This is a genomic window from Streptomyces lienomycini (genome assembly GCF_027947595.1).
GTDB classification, from domain to species: domain Bacteria; phylum Actinomycetota; class Actinomycetes; order Streptomycetales; family Streptomycetaceae; genus Streptomyces; species Streptomyces lienomycini.
In genome coordinates this window covers 1,133,468-1,149,243 of record NZ_CP116257.1, presented here as the reverse complement: position 1 = coordinate 1,149,243, position 15,776 = coordinate 1,133,468, and the positions used below count along the sequence as shown (strand labels likewise).

Annotated in this window: 16 protein-coding genes; 6 read left to right on the top strand and 10 right to left on the bottom strand. The window is 73.4% G+C overall.

Annotation, left to right across the window (positions count from 1 at the left end; genetic code table 11):
- Window positions 1-59: 59 nt before the first annotated feature.
- Genes BJ961_RS05490 through BJ961_RS05480 form a run of 3 tightly spaced genes read left to right on the top strand, consistent with a single transcriptional unit; the run spans window position 60 to window position 3,648 of the window.
- On the top strand, window positions 60-896 hold the full coding sequence (locus BJ961_RS05490) for a hypothetical protein (protein ID WP_271320180.1): 837 nt from the start codon (window positions 60-62) through the stop codon (window positions 894-896).
- Window positions 896-2,872 (top strand): fumarate reductase/succinate dehydrogenase flavoprotein subunit, encoded by a 1,977-nt coding sequence (locus tag BJ961_RS05485; RefSeq protein ID WP_271320179.1) that lies wholly within the window; start codon window positions 896-898, stop codon window positions 2,870-2,872. The genes BJ961_RS05490 and BJ961_RS05485 overlap by 1 nt, the downstream gene beginning before the upstream one ends.
- Window positions 2,869-3,648, top strand: coding sequence for a succinate dehydrogenase/fumarate reductase iron-sulfur subunit (locus BJ961_RS05480; RefSeq protein ID WP_271320178.1), 780 nt, complete (start codon window positions 2,869-2,871; stop codon window positions 3,646-3,648). Before BJ961_RS05485 ends, BJ961_RS05480 begins: the two co-directional genes overlap by 4 nt.
- Here BJ961_RS05480 and BJ961_RS05475 read toward each other — a convergent pair.
- The 8 genes from BJ961_RS05475 to BJ961_RS05440 all read right to left on the bottom strand — a co-directional run bounded on the left by BJ961_RS05475 (window position 3,645) and on the right by BJ961_RS05440 (window position 12,180).
- Entirely contained in the window at window positions 3,645-4,760 is a 1,116-nt protein-coding gene (locus BJ961_RS05475; RefSeq protein WP_271320177.1) for a glycoside hydrolase family 18 protein, read from the bottom strand. The two genes, BJ961_RS05480 and BJ961_RS05475, sit on opposite strands and share 4 nt — an antisense overlap.
- A gap of 241 nt (window positions 4,761-5,001) precedes the next feature.
- Window positions 5,002-7,614, bottom strand: a complete 2,613-nt coding sequence (locus BJ961_RS05470) for a SpoIIE family protein phosphatase (protein ID WP_271320176.1) — start codon at window positions 7,612-7,614, stop codon at window positions 5,002-5,004.
- 288 nt (window positions 7,615-7,902) lie between these two features.
- Window positions 7,903-8,313, bottom strand: coding sequence for an ATP-binding protein (locus tag BJ961_RS05465; RefSeq protein WP_271320175.1), 411 nt, complete (start codon window positions 8,311-8,313; stop codon window positions 7,903-7,905).
- Window positions 8,314-8,373: 60 nt separating this feature from the next.
- Window positions 8,374-8,832 carry a (deoxy)nucleoside triphosphate pyrophosphohydrolase gene (locus BJ961_RS05460; RefSeq protein WP_271320174.1) on the bottom strand — a complete coding sequence of 153 codons (459 nt, stop codon included), beginning with the start codon at window positions 8,830-8,832 and terminating at the stop codon, window positions 8,374-8,376.
- A gap of 26 nt (window positions 8,833-8,858) precedes the next feature.
- Complete coding sequence (locus BJ961_RS05455; protein ID WP_271320173.1) at window positions 8,859-9,047, bottom strand: SPOR domain-containing protein; 189 nt, start codon at window positions 9,045-9,047, stop codon at window positions 8,859-8,861.
- Window positions 9,048-9,444: 397 nt separating this feature from the next.
- Window positions 9,445-10,197 (bottom strand): GntR family transcriptional regulator, encoded by a 753-nt coding sequence (locus BJ961_RS05450; protein ID WP_271320172.1) that lies wholly within the window; start codon window positions 10,195-10,197, stop codon window positions 9,445-9,447.
- A gap of 147 nt (window positions 10,198-10,344) precedes the next feature.
- The gene (locus BJ961_RS05445; protein ID WP_271320171.1) at window positions 10,345-11,499 is read right to left on the bottom strand and encodes a DUF4190 domain-containing protein; all 1,155 of its coding nucleotides are present in this window, start codon (window positions 11,497-11,499) and stop codon (window positions 10,345-10,347) included.
- A 114-nt stretch (window positions 11,500-11,613) separates the two neighbouring features.
- The gene (locus BJ961_RS05440) at window positions 11,614-12,180 is read right to left on the bottom strand and encodes a helix-turn-helix domain-containing protein (RefSeq protein WP_271320170.1); all 567 of its coding nucleotides are present in this window, start codon (window positions 12,178-12,180) and stop codon (window positions 11,614-11,616) included.
- Between the two features lie 112 nt (window positions 12,181-12,292).
- Between BJ961_RS05440 and BJ961_RS05435 the strand changes: the two genes are divergently transcribed.
- Together BJ961_RS05435 and BJ961_RS05430 are read left to right on the top strand one after the other, a co-directional pair.
- A complete protein-coding gene (locus BJ961_RS05435; RefSeq protein ID WP_271320169.1) occupies window positions 12,293-12,919 on the top strand; it encodes a class I SAM-dependent methyltransferase in 627 nt (208 codons plus the stop codon).
- Between the two features lie 99 nt (window positions 12,920-13,018).
- Window positions 13,019-13,510, top strand: a complete 492-nt coding sequence (locus BJ961_RS05430) for a DinB family protein (protein WP_271320168.1) — start codon at window positions 13,019-13,021, stop codon at window positions 13,508-13,510.
- A gap of 114 nt (window positions 13,511-13,624) precedes the next feature.
- Here the strand turns inward: BJ961_RS05430 and BJ961_RS05425 are convergent, their stop codons facing one another.
- Window positions 13,625-14,602 carry an NAD(P)-dependent alcohol dehydrogenase gene (locus BJ961_RS05425; RefSeq protein WP_271320167.1) on the bottom strand — a complete coding sequence of 326 codons (978 nt, stop codon included), beginning with the start codon at window positions 14,600-14,602 and terminating at the stop codon, window positions 13,625-13,627.
- A 142-nt stretch (window positions 14,603-14,744) separates the two neighbouring features.
- On the opposite strand from BJ961_RS05425, the gene BJ961_RS05420 reads away from it, so the two are divergent.
- Window positions 14,745-15,344 carry a TetR/AcrR family transcriptional regulator gene (locus BJ961_RS05420; RefSeq protein WP_271320166.1) on the top strand — a complete coding sequence of 200 codons (600 nt, stop codon included), beginning with the start codon at window positions 14,745-14,747 and terminating at the stop codon, window positions 15,342-15,344.
- A 34-nt stretch (window positions 15,345-15,378) separates the two neighbouring features.
- Here the strand turns inward: BJ961_RS05420 and BJ961_RS05415 are convergent, their stop codons facing one another.
- Window positions 15,379-15,762, bottom strand: coding sequence for a RidA family protein (locus BJ961_RS05415; protein WP_271320165.1), 384 nt, complete (start codon window positions 15,760-15,762; stop codon window positions 15,379-15,381).
- Window positions 15,763-15,776 lie beyond the last annotated feature (14 nt).

Sequence of the window (15,776 nt, the reverse complement as noted above, 5' to 3'; positions counted from 1 at the left end):
GGCCCGCTCCGGGAGACAAGACAGGCCCGCAACCCGACCCGACCGACCGGAGTCGCCCAGTGGCCACTGGTACGGAACGTCCAGCCACCGACGCCCATCCCCCGGGCGGCGGCGTCCACTTCCCGACGCGCGCCACCATCCGCGCCCCGCACCTGCGCACCGACCGCTGGTGGCTGGCCCCGGCCGCCACCGCGGCGGGCCTGCTGGCCTTCGTCGTCTACTCGACCTGGCGGGCCTTCGCGAACACCGACTACTACGCGGCCCCCTACGTCTCGCCCTTCTACTCCCCCTGTCTGGCGGAGAGCTGCGAGCCGATGCGCTCCGGGCCCAACTGGGAGATCTTCGGCACCTGGTGGGGCATCTCCCCCGCCATCATCATCCTGATCTTCCCGCTCGGCTTCCGCCTGACCTGCTACTACTACCGCAAGGCCTACTACCGGGGCTTCTGGGCGTCCCCGCCGGCCTGCGCGGTGGCCGAGCCGCACCGGAAGTACACCGGCGAGACCCGCTTCCCGCTGATCCTGCAGAACGTCCACCGGTACTTCTTCTACGCGGCGCTCCTGGTCGCGGGCATCCTCAGCTACGACACCGTGCTCGCCTTCCGCGACGAGCACTACGCCTGGGGCCACATGGGGCTCGGCACCCTGGTGTTCCTCGCCAACATCGCGCTGATCTGGGCGTACACCCTCTCCTGCCACTCGTGCCGGCACATCGTCGGCGGCAAGCTCAAGCACTTCTCGCGGCATCCGGTGCGCTACCGGATGTGGCAGTGGGTCGGCAGGCTCAACGCCCGGCACATGCAGCTCGCCTGGGCGTCGCTGGTGAGCGTGGCGCTCGCCGACTTCTACGTGTATCTCGTCGCGTCCGGCGTCTTCGACGATCCGAGGTTGTTCTGATGTCCGTGGTCGACCGGCAGGAATGGGACGTCGTCGTGGTGGGCGCGGGCGGCGCCGGGCTGCGCGCCGCGATCGAGGCCCGCGAGCGGGGTGCCCGTACGGCCGTGGTCTGCAAGTCGCTGTTCGGCAAGGCGCACACCGTGATGGCCGAGGGCGGCATCGCCGCCTCCATGGGCAACGTCAACTCCGGCGACGACTGGCAGGTCCACTTCCGCGACACCATGCGCGGCGGCAAGTTCCTCAACCAGTGGCGGATGGCCGAGCTGCACGCCCAGGAGGCCCCGCAGCGGGTGTGGGAGCTGGAGACGTGGGGCGCGCTGTTCGACCGTACGAAGGACGGCCGGATCTCGCAGCGCAACTTCGGCGGGCACGAGTACCCGCGCCTCGCCCACGTCGGCGACCGCACCGGCCTGGAGCTGATCCGCACCCTCCAGCAGAAGATCGTCTCGCTCCAGCAGGAGGACTTCCGGGAGACCGGGGACCACGAGTCCCGCCTCAAGGTCTTCCAGGAGTGCACGGTCACCCGCGTCCTCAAGGACGGCCGGAGCGTCTCGGGCGTCTTCGGCTACGAGCGCGAGACCGGCCGCTTCTTCGTCCTCCAGGCGCCCTCCGTGGTGATCGCCACGGGCGGCATCGGCAAGTCCTTCAAGGTCACGTCGAACTCGTGGGAGTACACGGGCGACGGCCACGCCCTGGCGCTGCTGGCCGGGGCGCCCCTGCTGAACATGGAGTTCGTGCAGTTCCACCCGACGGGGATGGTCTGGCCGCCCTCGGTGAAGGGCATCCTCGTCACCGAGTCGGTGCGCGGCGACGGCGGAGTACTGAGGAACTCGGACGGCAAGCGGTTCATGTTCGACTACGTCCCCGACGTCTTCAAGGAGAAGTACGCCGAGTCGGAGGAGGAGGGCGACCGCTGGTACGACGACCCCGACCACAACCGGCGCCCGCCCGAGCTGCTCCCCCGCGACGAGGTGGCCCGCGCGATCAACGCCGAGGTGAAGGAGGGCCGGGGCTCGCCGCACGGCGGGGTCTTCCTCGACGTGTCGACCCGGATGCCCGCCGAGGTGATCCGGCGCCGGCTGCCCTCCATGTACCACCAGTTCAAGGAGCTGGCCGACGTCGACATCACGGCGGAGGCGATGGAGGTCGGTCCCACCTGCCACTACGTGATGGGCGGCGTCGCCGTGGACTCGGACACGGCCGCCGCGCGCGGGGTGCCGGGGCTGTACGCGGCGGGTGAGGTGGCCGGCGGCATGCACGGCTCCAACCGGCTGGGCGGCAACTCGCTGTCCGACCTGCTGGTGTTCGGGCGCCGGGCGGGCCGTTACGCGGCCGACCACGCGGCGGGGCGCACGGACGACGGGGCGCGCGCCCGGGTCGACGCCGCGCAGGTCGACGCCGCCGCCGCGGAGGCGCTGCGGCCGTTCTCCGCGGAGACGCGGGAGCCCGAGGCGGGCCCGCCGGAGAACCCGTACACCCTCCACCAGGAACTCCAGCAGACGATGAACGACCTGGTCGGCATCATCCGCCGGGAGCCGGAGATGGAACAGGCCCTGCGCAAGCTGGCCGAGCTGCGGGCGCGGGCCCGCCGGGCCGGTGTGGAGGGGCACCGGCAGTTCAACCCGGGCTGGCACCTCGCCCTGGACCTGCGCAACATGCTGCTGGTCAGCGAGTGCGTGGCGCGGGCGGCCCTGGAACGCACCGAGTCGCGCGGCGGGCACACCCGTGAGGACCATCCGTCGATGGACCGGCGCTGGCGCCGGGCCAACCTGATGTGCTCGCTGGCCGGTCCGGCGGGCGACCCGGCCGGTCCGGGCGGTCCCGGGGACGCCCTGGCGGCGGACCGGGAGCAGGGCGTGATCCGTCTGGAGCGGCGGACCACCGAACCCGTCCGGCCCGACCTGCTCGCCCTCTTCGAGAAGGAGGAGCTGGTGAAGTACCTCGCCGACGACGAACTGGAGGGCCTGGGCGAATGAGCGGCTACGAGGCCCGTTTCAAGGTGTGGCGCGGTGACGTGGAGGGCGGCGGCCTCCAGGACTTCACGGTCGAGGTGAACGACGGCGAGGTGGTCCTCGACATCATCCACCGCATCCAGGCCACCCGGGCCCCCGACCTCGCGGTGCGCTGGAACTGCAAGGCGGGCAAGTGCGGTTCGTGCTCCGCGGAGGTCAACGGCCGCCCCCGGCTGCTGTGCATGACCCGCATGTCCGTCTTCACCCGCGAGGAGACGGTCACCGTCACGCCGCTGCGGGCCTTTCCCGTCGTCCGCGACCTGGTGACGGACGTCGGCTTCAACTACACCAAGGCGCGGGAGATCCCGGCCTTCGTGCCGCCCGCCGACCTCGGTCCCGGCGAGTACCGCATGATGCAGCAGGACGTGGACCGCTCGCAGGAGTTCCGCAAGTGCATCGAGTGCTTCCTGTGCCAGGACACCTGCCATGTGGTCCGCGACCACGAGGAGAACAAGCCCGCCTTCGCGGGCCCGCGCTTCCTCATGCGCGTCGCCGAACTGGACATGCACCCGCTGGACGCGGCCGGGGACACCGGCCTGGACCGCTCGCGCACGGCCCAGGACGAGCACGGCCTCGGCTACTGCAACATCACCAAGTGCTGCACGGAGGTCTGCCCGGAGGGCATCCGGATCACGGACAACGCGCTGATCCCGCTGAAGGAGCGGGCCGTGGACCGCAAGTACGACCCGCTGGTGTGGCTGGGGTCGAAGATCGGGCGCCGGTCCCGGGAGGGTTCCTAGCGGACCCAGCCCTCGCGGTACGACGTCCAGTCCTGCTCCGTCGCCGCGAAGTCGATGTAGGCGGCGACGCCGAACCGCTCCCGGTCGGCGTCCGTGCGGGACAGGCCCAGGCGGACGCCGCGGACGGCGGCGGCGACGGTCTCCGCGTGCGCCCAGTGGCCGAAGCGGTTCTCGTGGTAGAAGGGCAGGCCCATCAGGAGGTGGGTCGTCGGCGGGGTGGCCTCCAGGGCCAGCGAGGTCTGCTGGGCGACGTAGCCGCCGTACAGGCTCTCCAGGGGCTGCATGGTGTCGTACGACATGACGGCGATCTGGTCGACGCGGCGGGCGACCTGGCCGAAGAACTTCTGGGACCACCACTTGGGGTGTCCGGCGACCGTGCCCCAGAAGGAGTGGAAGCCCGGGAGCGGGTCGATCTGGTGGGCGGCGACGGAGAGCTGGGCGTCCCGCTCCCGGGTGACGGCGCGTACGTCGTCCAGGAGGGAGAGGTAGTTCCGGTCGCCCGAGTGCAGCGGCTCCAGGTCCAGGTGGACGCCGTCGTAGCCGACGTCCAGGACCTGGCGGGCCGAGTCGACGACGGCGGCGCGGGTGGCGGCCTTCTCCAGGCGCATGCCGTCGGGGCTCTCGGTGGCGAGGACGTCGCCGAGGAATGCCTGGACGCGGACGCCGGGCATCTCCCGGTGCACGGCGTCGATCAGCCAGCGGGCCCTCGGGTAGAGCGCCTCGGGCAGCGTGCCGTCGTGCTCCATCGGGCCGGTGTGGACGTACAGGTCGCGGATGCCGGTCGCCTTGACGCGGCGGGCGAAGGCGGCGAGGTCCGCGTCGTCCTTGCGGCCGTCGACCCAGGCGTGGCCGAGCCAGATCGCGTCGCGGTCGCGGGTGTGGGTGCCGTCGGCGGGGTCGCCCATGTAGTTGACGCGGAGGGCGGTCTCGGCGGTGAGGAGGGGGACGAGGAGGATGAAGAGGACGGCGAGGGTGATGCGGCGGACGCGGCGCAGCCGCGTTCTCCTCGGCCCCGGTCCGGGCTGATCGCCGTCGGCGGCCGCCGGCTCCGCTGTCGGGTCGGCCGCCGGGGCGGATTCCGGTTCCGTGTCTCTTCGGTCCGTGTGCTCCACGGTGTCCCCTCCCTGTGGCCCGTCCCCGGTCGCGGTGGCCGGTTGCCACGCTTACGCTCCGAGCGTGTTGCCAGCGGGGACGACTCGAACCGGTGTTCCGGTTGCGGTCAGGGGTGCGTCGCCGTGATCTACGCGGATCTGGTGCCGCCGCTGGTCACGGCCGGGGCGGCACTGCTGCTGGCCGGGTACGGCCGCGTACGCCGGGTGCGCAGGGCCCGGACCCGGACGACACCGGGCCGGGTCAGAACAGGCTCAGCAGGGCCTCCGCCGGGTCGGTGAGCTGGGTGTCGGCGCCCGGCAGGGGCAGTTCGAACCAGACCGTCTTGCCGCGCGGGGTACGGCGGGAGCCCCAGGCCGCGCTGAGCAGGCCGACCAGTTGCAGGCCGCGGCCGCCCTCGTCGGTGTCGCGGGCACGGCGCCGGCGGGGCTGGACCAGGCCGGAGTCCCAGACCTCGCAGACCAGGGTCCGGTCGAGCAGCAGGCGGAGCCTGATCTCGCCCTCGCCGTACCGGAGCGCGTTGGTGACGAGTTCGCTGACGAGCAGTTCCGTGGTGTCGACCAGCGGCTCCATGTCCCAGTCGAGCAGCCGGGCGCGGGCCAGCTCGCGGGCCCGGCCGACGCTGCGCGGCTCGCGGGGCAGGGTCCAGTCGCCCACGCTGTCGCTGGGCAGGCCCTGGACACGGGCCAAGAGCAGGGCGATGTCGTCCTCGCCGTGGTGGCTGTCCAGGGTGTTGAGGACCTGGTCGCAGACGTCCTCGAGCGGCTGGGTGGGGTCGGTGAGGGCGCCCACGAAGGCCTGGAGCCCCTCGTCGAGGGGATGGTCGCGGCTCTCGACCAGTCCGTCGGTGTAGAGGGCGAGCAGGGCACCCTCGGGCAGTTCGACCTCCACCTCCTCGAAGGGTTCCCCGCCGACACCGAGCGGCAGGCCCGGCGGTACGTCCAGCATCAGCGCGGCCTCGCCGGGCTCGACCAGGACGGGCGGCAGATGGCCCGCGTTGGCGAAGGTGCAGCGCCTGGTCACCGAGTCGTAGACGGCGTACACGCAGGTCGCCAGGTAGACCTCGGAGAGGTCGGCCTCGCGGGGGCGGCGGGCGGCGCGGGTCGCCTGCTGGACGCCTCCCGGCGTCCCGAGGCCGCGGGCGATCTCGTCCAGGTGGCCGAGCACCTCGGCCGGTTCGAGGTCGAGCTGGGCCAGGGTGCGTACGGCGGTGCGCAGTTCGCCCATCGCGACGGCGGCGCGCAGCCCGCGGCCCATGACGTCGCCGACGACCAGGGCGGTGCGGTGCCCGGGGAGCTCGATGACGTCGAACCAGTCGCCGCCGACCTCGCTGGCCCGTCCGGTGGCCGCCTCGCCCGGCAGGTAGCGGCAGGCGATGTCGAGGCCGGAGGCCTCCGGGTCGCCGGGCGGGAGCAGGGAGCGTTGCAGGATCAGCGCGCGTTCGTGTTCGCGCCGGTAGAGGCGGGCGTTGTCGATGCAGACGGCGGCGCGCGCGGCCAGTTCCACGGCGAGGTCGCGGTCGCGGTCGCCGAACGGCTCGCTGCCCTTGGTGCGGGCGAACTGGGCGAGTCCGACGACCGTGTCGTGGGCGACCATCGGCACGGCGAGCGTGGACTGGACGAGGCCGCCGTCCTCGGCGGGGACGCTGCGCGGGCGGGCGGTGCGCAGGGCGTCCGCGCAGGGCGAGTTGAACGGGTAGTGGTGGACCGCGCCGAGCTTGACGCGCTCCCCGGTGCCGAGGTACGGGGCGTCGGACACGGCGGTGGAGAAGGCGACGCGGCGCAGTTCCGCGCTGCCGTCGGCGAGGCCGGGCGGGGTCTCGTCGCCCACCAGCAGGCCCTGGTAGAGGTCGACGGTGGCCAGGTCGCAGAAGCCGGGGACGACGACGCCGAGGAGTTCGCGGGCGGTGGTCTCCAGGTCGAGGGAGTTGCCGATGCGGGCGCCGGCGTCGTTGAGCAGGGCGAGGTTGCGGCGGGCGGCGGCGGCCTCGCGGGCGGCCTCACGGCGGGCGGTGATGTCGGTGCCGAGCCAGGCGACGCCGATGGGCCGGCCCGAACCGCTGTGCACGCGGTAGAGGTTGACGGACCAGTGGCGGCGTTCCTCCGAGCCCGGCGCGAAGCCCGTGACGTGCATGTCCGTGATGGAGTCGCCGGTCTCCAGCACCCGGCGCAGGGTGGCGGAGACCCGGTCGGCCTCGGCGCGCGGCAGGTAGTCGTGGACGCCCTTGCCCCGGTGGTCGTCGGGTGTGCCGCCGAAGGTGGCGGCGAACCGCTGGTTGGCGCGACGCACCGTCAGGTCGGGGTCGATCAGCAGGAAGCCGAACGGAGACTGGCCGAATATGGCCTGCGAGGCGGCGAGGTCGGTCTCGATGCTGCGCAGGACGCGGACGTCGACGACGATGCAGACGGCGGCCTTCTCCCCGTCCTCGGTGCGCGTCGGCATGACGTACACCTCGGCGAGCCCGCGGCGCCCGCGGTCGCGCCGCGGCGGTCCGGTGCCGTCGCCCGGTCCGGTGCCGTCGCCCGGCGCCCGGAAGGGGACCACGCCGGTCCACTCCCGGCCGTCGAGGATCTCGGCCATCTTGCGCTGGCCGCGCTCGCGCAGGTCGGGATCGACGAAGGCCTCGATGGGGTCGGTGCCCACGGCGTGTTCGGCCCGGATGCCGAGCAGCTGCTCCGCACGCAGGCTCCACTGGTCGACGAGCCCGTCGGGGCCGATGGAGAAGGAGGCGACCTTGACGTAGTCGTAGATGGAGCCGGGCGGGCTGCTCTGCCACACCGCGTCACCGAGTGGCACGCCTGCCGACGGGCCCTCGGACTCCGTGGACTCCGTGGCCCTCGCTGGTATCTCGCTCACGCGAACCGTCCCCTCCAGCTCACCGCGTCCGGCACCGGTCACCGGAGGCGGCTGCCCGCAGTATCCAGCACTACGGCGCCGCACGACACGGTGTTCACGATCACAGCACGGTCCCGATGGTTTTCGGTCCGGACCGTGACAACACTTCCAGTCTTCTAACCAGCGGACACGGCATCGAATCACCCAGTTCGACAACTGCCGCCGGGCTGGACCGGATGACCGTCGAGACCCCGGTAAATACCGGTACATTTCGGGCGGTTGGCCACGGTGCGTCACCTCGCGGTCGCACTATCGGGGCACCGCCAGTTCGAACCACACCGTTTTGCCCGCCTCGCCGGGCCGGGTGCCCCAGCGGCTCGCGACGGACGCCACCAACCGCAGACCCCGGCCGTCCTCGTCGTCGGGGTGGGCGACGCGTTCGCGGGGCAGGTCCGGCAGCGGGTCGGACACCTCCACCAGCAGGACTCCGTCGGCGCCGTCGCGGGGGCACACCAGGCGGACGCCGATGGGGCCGGTGGCGTGCCGCAGGGCGTTGGTGACCAGCTCGCTGACCAGCAGGGCGGCGATGTCCCCGACGTGGGCGAGCCGCCACTCGTCCAGGGTGCGGCGGACCAGGGAGCGGGCGGTCCGCACGGCGTCCGGCGCGGCGGGGAACACCCACTCCGCGCAGCCGCCCTCGCTGCCGATCACGCCGATCACTTCCCCGGCCGACGACCCCCACCCTTGCCCGTTTTCGTGGGGTTAATGGGCACATACCCCTTATCCGGGCCCGGTACCGTCATCCGTCCCGCCACTCGTCGCCCGACGCCCGTCGCCCGTCGCGCGTCCGAGGTGGGCGAGGGCCCGCTCCACGGCGGGCACGTCCTGGTCGAGCCAGGGCACGTCCCAGATCTGGGCCGGGGTCAGCCAGCGCAGGTCGTCGTGGTCCTCCAGGGGCAGCGGAGCGGCGGAGCCGGGGAGCAGGCGCGCGGTCCACACGTGCAGGACGAACGGCGGCCTCAGCGGCCACTGCCCCGCCACGCGCTCACCCGGCTCGGCCGTCACCCCGAGTTCCTCGCGCAGTTCCCGTACGAGGGCCGCCTCGGGGCTCTCGCCCGCCTCGACCTTGCCGCCCGGCAGCTCCCACCGGCCGGCCAGTTCGGCCGGCGCGCTGCGGCGCGCGGCGAGCAGGCGCCCTCCGTCGATCAGGGCGGCGCCCACCACGATCCGTTGCGTCATGCGCCGGAGCCTACGCGGCCGGACGCTCAGCCCGTCGCGGTTCCGCTCGGGCCCAGTTTCACGATCCAGTAGAGCTGCTTGTGTCCGCGACCGTCGAGGGTGTCCGCGATCTCCTGGGCCTCGGCCCGGGTCGCGTACCTGCCCACGCGGTAGCGGTTGCCGTTGTCGTCCTGCCGGAAGACCAGCCAGGGAAGAGTGACCGTGCTGTCGTTCATCGCGCCCCTCCACTTCCCGCCCGCGGCACAGGCCGCGCCCCGCCCGCCAAGGAAACCGCAATCCGCATATGCCCGAGCCTACGCCCAACCTTCACGGAGCGAATACGAGTTTGCACAAAGAGGTACGCAACCAGCCAGAACGCAGGGGGCGCACGGTGCGGAACGCGCCCTCTTCGCGCACCGATGCCTCCGGTCACAGGCATGGCGGGGCCGAGGGAGACGACCTGCGGGAACGGCCGGATCGCGGCGCCGCACGGACGACGGCACCGGCCCGGACGGGTGTGCGGGCGAGGGAGGGAGGCGCGGGGGGCGCACGACAGGCGTGCGCCATCTCACACCGCGGAGGGCCGGACGAACTCCCCCGGCCGCGCCGTTACTTGAGCCGCCGCTCGGCGGTCTACCTGACGGGGAGGTGGTACGCCACCCGGTACCGGTCGGCCGGGACGACCACGTCGGCCGTCTCGACCGCGCGGCCCGAGGCGTAGAACGTGCGCTGGATGACCACGACCACGTGTCCGGGCACGCCGCCGAGGGCGAGCAGCTCCTCGGCGAGGCCGGGGCGGGCGCCGACCTCCTCGGTGACGTTGTCGACGACGACGTCGATGGCGGCCATCCGCTCGACGACGCCCATGCCGCCGAGCGGCCCCTCCTCGGGCAGCATCACCGGCGTGCGGCCGGTGAGGTCCAGCGGCTCCCAGGAGGTGGAGAGCATGACGGCCTCGCCCGCCTCCCGGAAGACGTACCGCGTGCACATCACGCGGTCCCCGGGCTTGATCCCGAGCCGCTCGGCCACGGCGCCGCTCGCCTCGGCCTGCTCACTGCGCGACTCCCAGGTGCCGCGCCCGTCGCCGTCGGCCTGCTCCTGCCGGAAGGGCGTGGCGCCGCCGGCCGGCCGGTACCCGGAGCGGGCGACGCGCTTGGGGACGGGCCGCTCGCGCACATAGGTGCCGGAACCGGAGCGCCCCTCGACCAGGCCCTCGGCCATCAGCACCTTGCGGGCCTCCAGGGCGACGGTGTCCGAGACGCCGTACTCCTCGCGGATCCGGGCCTGGGACGGAAGGCGGGTATGAGGCGGCAGCAGGCCGTCGGCGATCTTCTTACGGAGATCACCCGCGACACGCAGATACGCCGGCTGCTCACCGAATGTCACTGGCCGCTCCCATCAGGTTGTACAGACAGCAACAGCGTGGCAACCGTAGGTTGTACCAGGCAAGCAAAGGCCAAAGAATCACTCGAAGTGATGACTTGCGGGGCCCGAGGGCTTTACGCAGGCACTTTCTCCCCGCTATGGGCGCCGTCACACCTCCAGGCCGGGGACTTCTCCCCCGCCGGCGTCAGCGCCGCCGTCGCCGCCGTCGCCGTCCTCGTAGTCCGGCCGGGTGTCCGCCAGCCCCAGAGCCTTGCGGGCGGTGACCGTGGTGTCGGCGACGAGGAGGTCGTAGCCCTTGCCGTAGTGCTCGTAGTACGCGTCGGCGTCGGCGGCCTTCGCCGCCAGGCCCCACTGCGCGCGGGCGGCCTCCAGGTCGTCGGTCAGCTCGGCGACCGGGCGCTCGGCACCGGCCGGCCAGCCGTGCCCGTCCAGCGTCGCGATCTCCTCCCCGAGCGCCTGGGTCACCCGCCCGGCCCAGATCCGGTAGCCCGCGAGGTCGTCCTCGACGGCCTCCGCCTCGGGCACCTCGTCCATGGCCCGGTTCAGATGGCCCTCCGCCAGCAGGTACGTGTGCTGGTCCGGGTCGAGCCGCGCGCCGTCGTTGCGCAGCGAGCCGGTCAGCGTGCCCCGCTCGTCCGTGTTCCCGAACAGGCAGGTGACCTCCCGGTCACCGGCCCGCCAGCTCGCGGAGGTCGGGGTCAGGTAGTAGACGTCGACGTCGGCAGGCAGCGCCCACCGGTCCATCGCGTAGGCGTCCTGGAGGGCGTAGCACCGGTCGTCGGCGACCCGCGTGATGCCCTCGTCGCCGGGGTAGGAACCGCGGGGCAGCTCGAAGGAGGCGAACACCTCGCCGTCGTGCCGCCGTTCGCAGGGCACCTCGTCGACGTCGTACGTCACCCCCTGGAGGGAGCCGTCGGGGGTGGTGAAGCACTGGCCCTTCTCGAGGGAGTAGGCGGTGCCCTCGCCGCGCGCGGCGTCGCGGAAGCCGTCCCAGAAGTCGGCGGCGGCGCCCGTGGAGAGGGTCAGCGCCCACAGCGCCAGCCCCACGGAGGACAGCACGCAGCCGGCCACCGCGAACCCCTTGCCCCGCTCGCCCCGCTTGCGGATCCGGGCCAGCGCGATCAGCCCCAGCACGAGTCCGACCGCGGGCACGAAGCACAGGACACCGAGCACGAACGCGGCGATGGCCAGCCCGTTGACGGGTGCCTGCCGGGGGTACGGCGCGAGGGGGTGGCCCCACTGCGGAGCGTACGGGCCCTGGGGGTACGGCCCTTGGGGTCCCGGCGGTGGCGGTATCGACACGGGTACCGGCTCCTGTTCGAGGTGGTGGTGCGGCGACGGGTGCGGCCTCGCGCATCGTAAGCGCGGTCCGCCCGGTAAGCGGCAGGCGGGGCGAGCCGCCGGCGGCGAGGATCTTCAGGACACGTGCGCCCGCACGCCCTGCAGGCCGAAGAGGACGAGCAGTTCGACCGCGCCGCCGTCGGCGCTGCCCAGCCAGTGCGGCAGGGACGTGTCGAACTCGGCCGCCTCGCCGGCCGACAGCCTGAGGTCGCGCTCCCCGACCAGCAGCCGCAGCCGGCCGCCGAGCACGTAGAGCCACTCGGAGCCCTCGTGGGTCTGCGGCGTCGGTTCGAGCGGCGCCGGACGGCTCGGGATGATCATCTTGAAGGCCTGGGTGCCGCCCGGCCGCCGGGACAGCGGCACGAAGACCATCCCGAACCGCCGGACCGGCTTCAGGTGGATCCGGGGATCGCCCGTGCGCGGGGCGCCGACGAGGTCGTCCAGGGGGACGTCGTAGATCCGGGCGAGGGGCAGCAGGAGTTCCAGGGTCGCCCTGCGCCGTCCGCTCTCCAGCCGGGACAGGGTGCTCTCCGACACGCCGGTCGCCGCCGAGAGGTGGGCGAGGGTGATGCCGCGTTCGCGGCGCAGGGCGCGCAGTCGTGGGCCCACCGCGTCGAGTACGTCGTCCGTTCCGGCGTCCATCCGGCCACCTTGCCACAACGGCAAGATTTCGTGCCGGTTCGGGCGGCGGCTGCCAAGACTGGCCGCATCCGCTGCTCGCGACCGAGCGACCGAACTGTCTGAAGGAGTTCCGATGAGCGCCACCGATGCGGTCACGTTCTGGGACGGCGTCTACGCGGCCCGCCCGGCGCCCGACGCCCCGCGGCCGAACGTCCGCCTCGTCGAGACGGTCACCGGCCTGCCCTCCGGCGACGCGCTCGACCTGGGGTGCGGCAGCGGCGGCGACGCGCTGTGGCTCGCCCGGCGGGGCTGGCGGGTCACGGCCGTGGACATCTCCGGCGTGGCGGCCGAGCGGCTCGCGGCGCACGCCCGCGCCCACGGGCTCGGCGACCTCGTCGACGCCGTACGGCACGATCTGCGCACGTCCTTCCCCGCGGGCCGGTACGACCTGGTCTGCGCGCACTACCTCCACACGCCCTTCGACCTGGACCGGGCGGCGGTCCTGCGGTCGGCCGCGCACGCGCTGCGCCCCGGCGGGCGGCTGCTGGTCGTCGACCACGGCTCGACCGCGCCGTGGTCGTGGGACCAGGACCCCGACGTCCGTCACCCGGCGCCCGGGGAGGTCGCGGCGGGCCTCGCCCTGGACCCGGCGACGTGGCGGGTCGAGCGGGCCGAGGCTCCGCGTCGGACCGCGACCGGCCCGGACGGGCGCACCGCGGAGGTCGTCGACCACGTCCTGCTCGTGCGCCGCGCGGGCTGACGGGCCGTACGCCCCCACGCTTCCCGCACGCGCAACAGCGCCACCGCACAACAGCCCCACCGCCCCACGGCGGCGCCCCCGCCCCACCAGGAGGTCACCATGCCCACCGGCGCACACCGCCGTGACACCCCGCCGCCCCGGACCGCGGGCAGCGAGACCGAGACCCTGCGCGGGTTCCTCGACTACCTCCGCACCTCGGTCGCGGCCAAGGTCGACGGCGCCCCCGAACCCGGAGTCCGTACGGCCGCGGTGCCGTCCGGCACGAACCTGCTCGGGCTCCTCAACCACCTGACCCACGTCGAGCGGGCGCTCTTCCTCGGTGAGGAGGTGCGGGACTGGCCGGCGACGTTCCGGGCCGCGCCGCAGGACGGCGTGGCCGATGTCGTCGCCCGCTACCGGGAGGCCGTCGAGCGCGCGAACCGGGTCCTCGACACGTGCGCCGACCTCGGCGAACCGGTCCCCCGGCCGCGACCGGGCCGTCCCGCGCCCAGCGTCCGCTGGGCCCTCACCCACATGATCGAGGAGACCGGCCGCCACGCCGGGCACGCGGACGTCCTGCGCGAACTGCTCGACGGTGCGACGGGACGCTGACCCGGGTGAGCGGAGGGGTGCACCGGCTTCGAGGAGTCGCTGTGCGCGCTGGTGCGGCACCCGGTGCGAGCCGGGGGGCGGCCTCCGGGGGTCGGCCGGGGTGCGGGGGGTTCCTCACGGCGTCGGCAGGTCCTCGGGGAGCGCCCGCATGTCGATGACGTGTTTGCCGCGCACGCCGCCGGCCTCGAGCCGGGCATGGGCCGCCGCGATGTCGTGCAGGGGGAAGACCGTGTCGATCACGGGCCGGATCGTCCCCGCCTCCGCGGCCCGGGTGAGCTCGGCGATCCGGTCGGCCGACGGGTTGTTGCTGAACATCTTGACGCGCCGGGGGGCGGCGGCGGCCCGCAGGGCGGTGTCGAGCATGGAGGACACGACGCGGTCCGCGTCGAAGGAGAGGGCGACCAGACGCCCCTTGGGGGCCAGCCGCGCCTGATAGGCGCCCAGGTCGGTGCCGACGACGTCGACGATCACGTCGAACCGGCCGAGGGCCGCGGGCCGGGTCGTGCGGTAGTCCAGGGCGTCGTCCGCCCCGAGCCGGGTGATCCAGTCGAGGTTGCGGGCGCCGGCCAGGGCGGTGACGTGGGCGCCGAGCGCCTTGCCCCACTGCACGGCGACGCTGCCGACGCCACCGGTGGCGCCGCGGACCAGGAGCCGCTCCCCCGGCTGGAGCCGCGCCTTGTCGGTCAGGGCGGTCATCGCGGTGGTGCCCGCCACGGGGAGGGCGGCGGCCTCGAGCAGGCTCAGGTTCTCGGGAGCGCGGGCGAGCCGCCGCTCGGGCACGGCGACGTACTCGGCGACGGCCCCGAAGACGAGGTGCGGCGTGAGTCCCCACACCGCGTCGCCGACGTTCCAGGCGCTCACGCCGCTGCCGACGGCCGCGACCCGGCCGGCGAAGTCGCTGCCCAGGCCGCGGGGGAAGCGGGTGCGCGTCACCCGGCGCATCTTGCCCGCTCTGAAGGCCGTCTCGCCGGCGTCCACGCTGGCGGCGCGCACCTCGACGAGCACTTCTCCCGGCCCCGGCCGGGGCGTGGGAATGTCATGGACCCGCAGGACCTCGGGCGGTCCGAAACGGTCGAACTGTACGGCACGCATGCCTTTGCCTCTCCTAAAACGGGGTGCCCCTCCGTTTAAAATATGGGGGCGCCCCCCACTTCGTGTCAAACGAGGTCGCCCGCGGTCGGTGCGAGAATGGGGCGGCACCCCGTTTTCAGTGGCGAGGAAGGAGACCAGGAGCGTGAGCAGGGAGAACCACGGCCCGCCCAAGCGCGCGGACGCACGTCGCAACTACGACCGGATCCTGGAGGCCGCCGCCGCGGAAGTCTCCCGGCGCGGAGCGGACGCCTCCCTGGAGGAGATCGCCCGGAGGGCCGGAGTCGGCTCCGCCACCCTGCACCGCCACTTCCCGTCCCGGTGGGGCCTGCTCCAGGCCGTCTTCCAGGAGCGCGTGGCGCGGCTGTGCGACGAGGCCCGGTCGCTGGCGGGCGCGTACCCGCCCGCGACCGCTCTGGCGAAGTGGCTGATGTCCCTGGCGGTCTTCGGCGCCTCCACGCGCGGTGCCGCCCGTTCCCTGCTGCAGGCGACGGGCACGGCCGCGTCGGGCGCGCAGGATTCGAGGTGCGAGCAGTTGCTGACGGACGCCGGTTCCGTCCTCCTGGCCCGCGCCCAGGAGGACGGAACCGTCCGCGACGACGTGACCGTCCTCGAACTGCTCACCCTCGCCAACGCGGTGTCCCTCGCGGCCGAGCACGCCCCCGGCGCCGCGCGGCACGCCACCCGGCTCATGGAGATCGCCATCGAGGGCCTGGGCGTGTCCGGACCCTGCCCCCACGACTGATCCGCGCCGCCGTCGGCGTACCGCCGGAGCGGGGTCAGTCGTCCAGTACGGCCAGGGCGTCGATCTCGACGAGTACCCCCGGCGGGAGCCGCATGTACACGGTGGTGCGGGCGGGGAAGGGTTCGCCGACGGCCGCCGCGTACGCCTCGTTCAGTTCCGGCAGGTGGGCGGGGTCGGTGAGGTGGACGCGCAGCATCACGACGTCCGCGAGGCCGGCTCCGCCCGCCTTCAGGACGGCGGTGACGTTGCGCAGTACCTGCGCGGTCTGCTCGGCGACCGTGGTGCCGACGATGTCGCCCGTGTCCGGGTGGAACGGGAGCTGCCCGGAGACCTGGAGGACGGGGCCCTTGCGGATGCCCTGGGAGAGCGGGGCGGGCGGGGCGGGGGCCTCGTCCGTGGCGACGACGGTTCTGGTCATGGTGTTCCTCGCGG

Coding starts and splice junctions, on each gene's coding strand:
- BJ961_RS05460 (WP_271320174.1), bottom strand. CDS start 8,832: ATGACGCAACGGATCGTGGTGGGCGCCGCCCTGATCGACGGAGGGCGC.
- BJ961_RS05485 (WP_271320179.1), top strand. CDS start 896: ATGTCCGTGGTCGACCGGCAGGAATGGGACGTCGTCGTGGTGGGCGCG.
- BJ961_RS05480 (WP_271320178.1), top strand. CDS start 2,869: ATGAGCGGCTACGAGGCCCGTTTCAAGGTGTGGCGCGGTGACGTGGAG.
- BJ961_RS05455 (WP_271320173.1), bottom strand. CDS start 9,047: ATGAACGACAGCACGGTCACTCTTCCCTGGCTGGTCTTCCGGCAGGAC.
- BJ961_RS05430 (WP_271320168.1), top strand. CDS start 13,019: ATGCCCACCGGCGCACACCGCCGTGACACCCCGCCGCCCCGGACCGCG.
- BJ961_RS05415 (WP_271320165.1), bottom strand. CDS start 15,762: ATGACCAGAACCGTCGTCGCCACGGACGAGGCCCCCGCCCCGCCCGCC.
- BJ961_RS05440 (WP_271320170.1), bottom strand. CDS start 12,180: ATGGACGCCGGAACGGACGACGTACTCGACGCGGTGGGCCCACGACTG.
- BJ961_RS05435 (WP_271320169.1), top strand. CDS start 12,293: ATGAGCGCCACCGATGCGGTCACGTTCTGGGACGGCGTCTACGCGGCC.
- BJ961_RS05425 (WP_271320167.1), bottom strand. CDS start 14,602: ATGCGTGCCGTACAGTTCGACCGTTTCGGACCGCCCGAGGTCCTGCGG.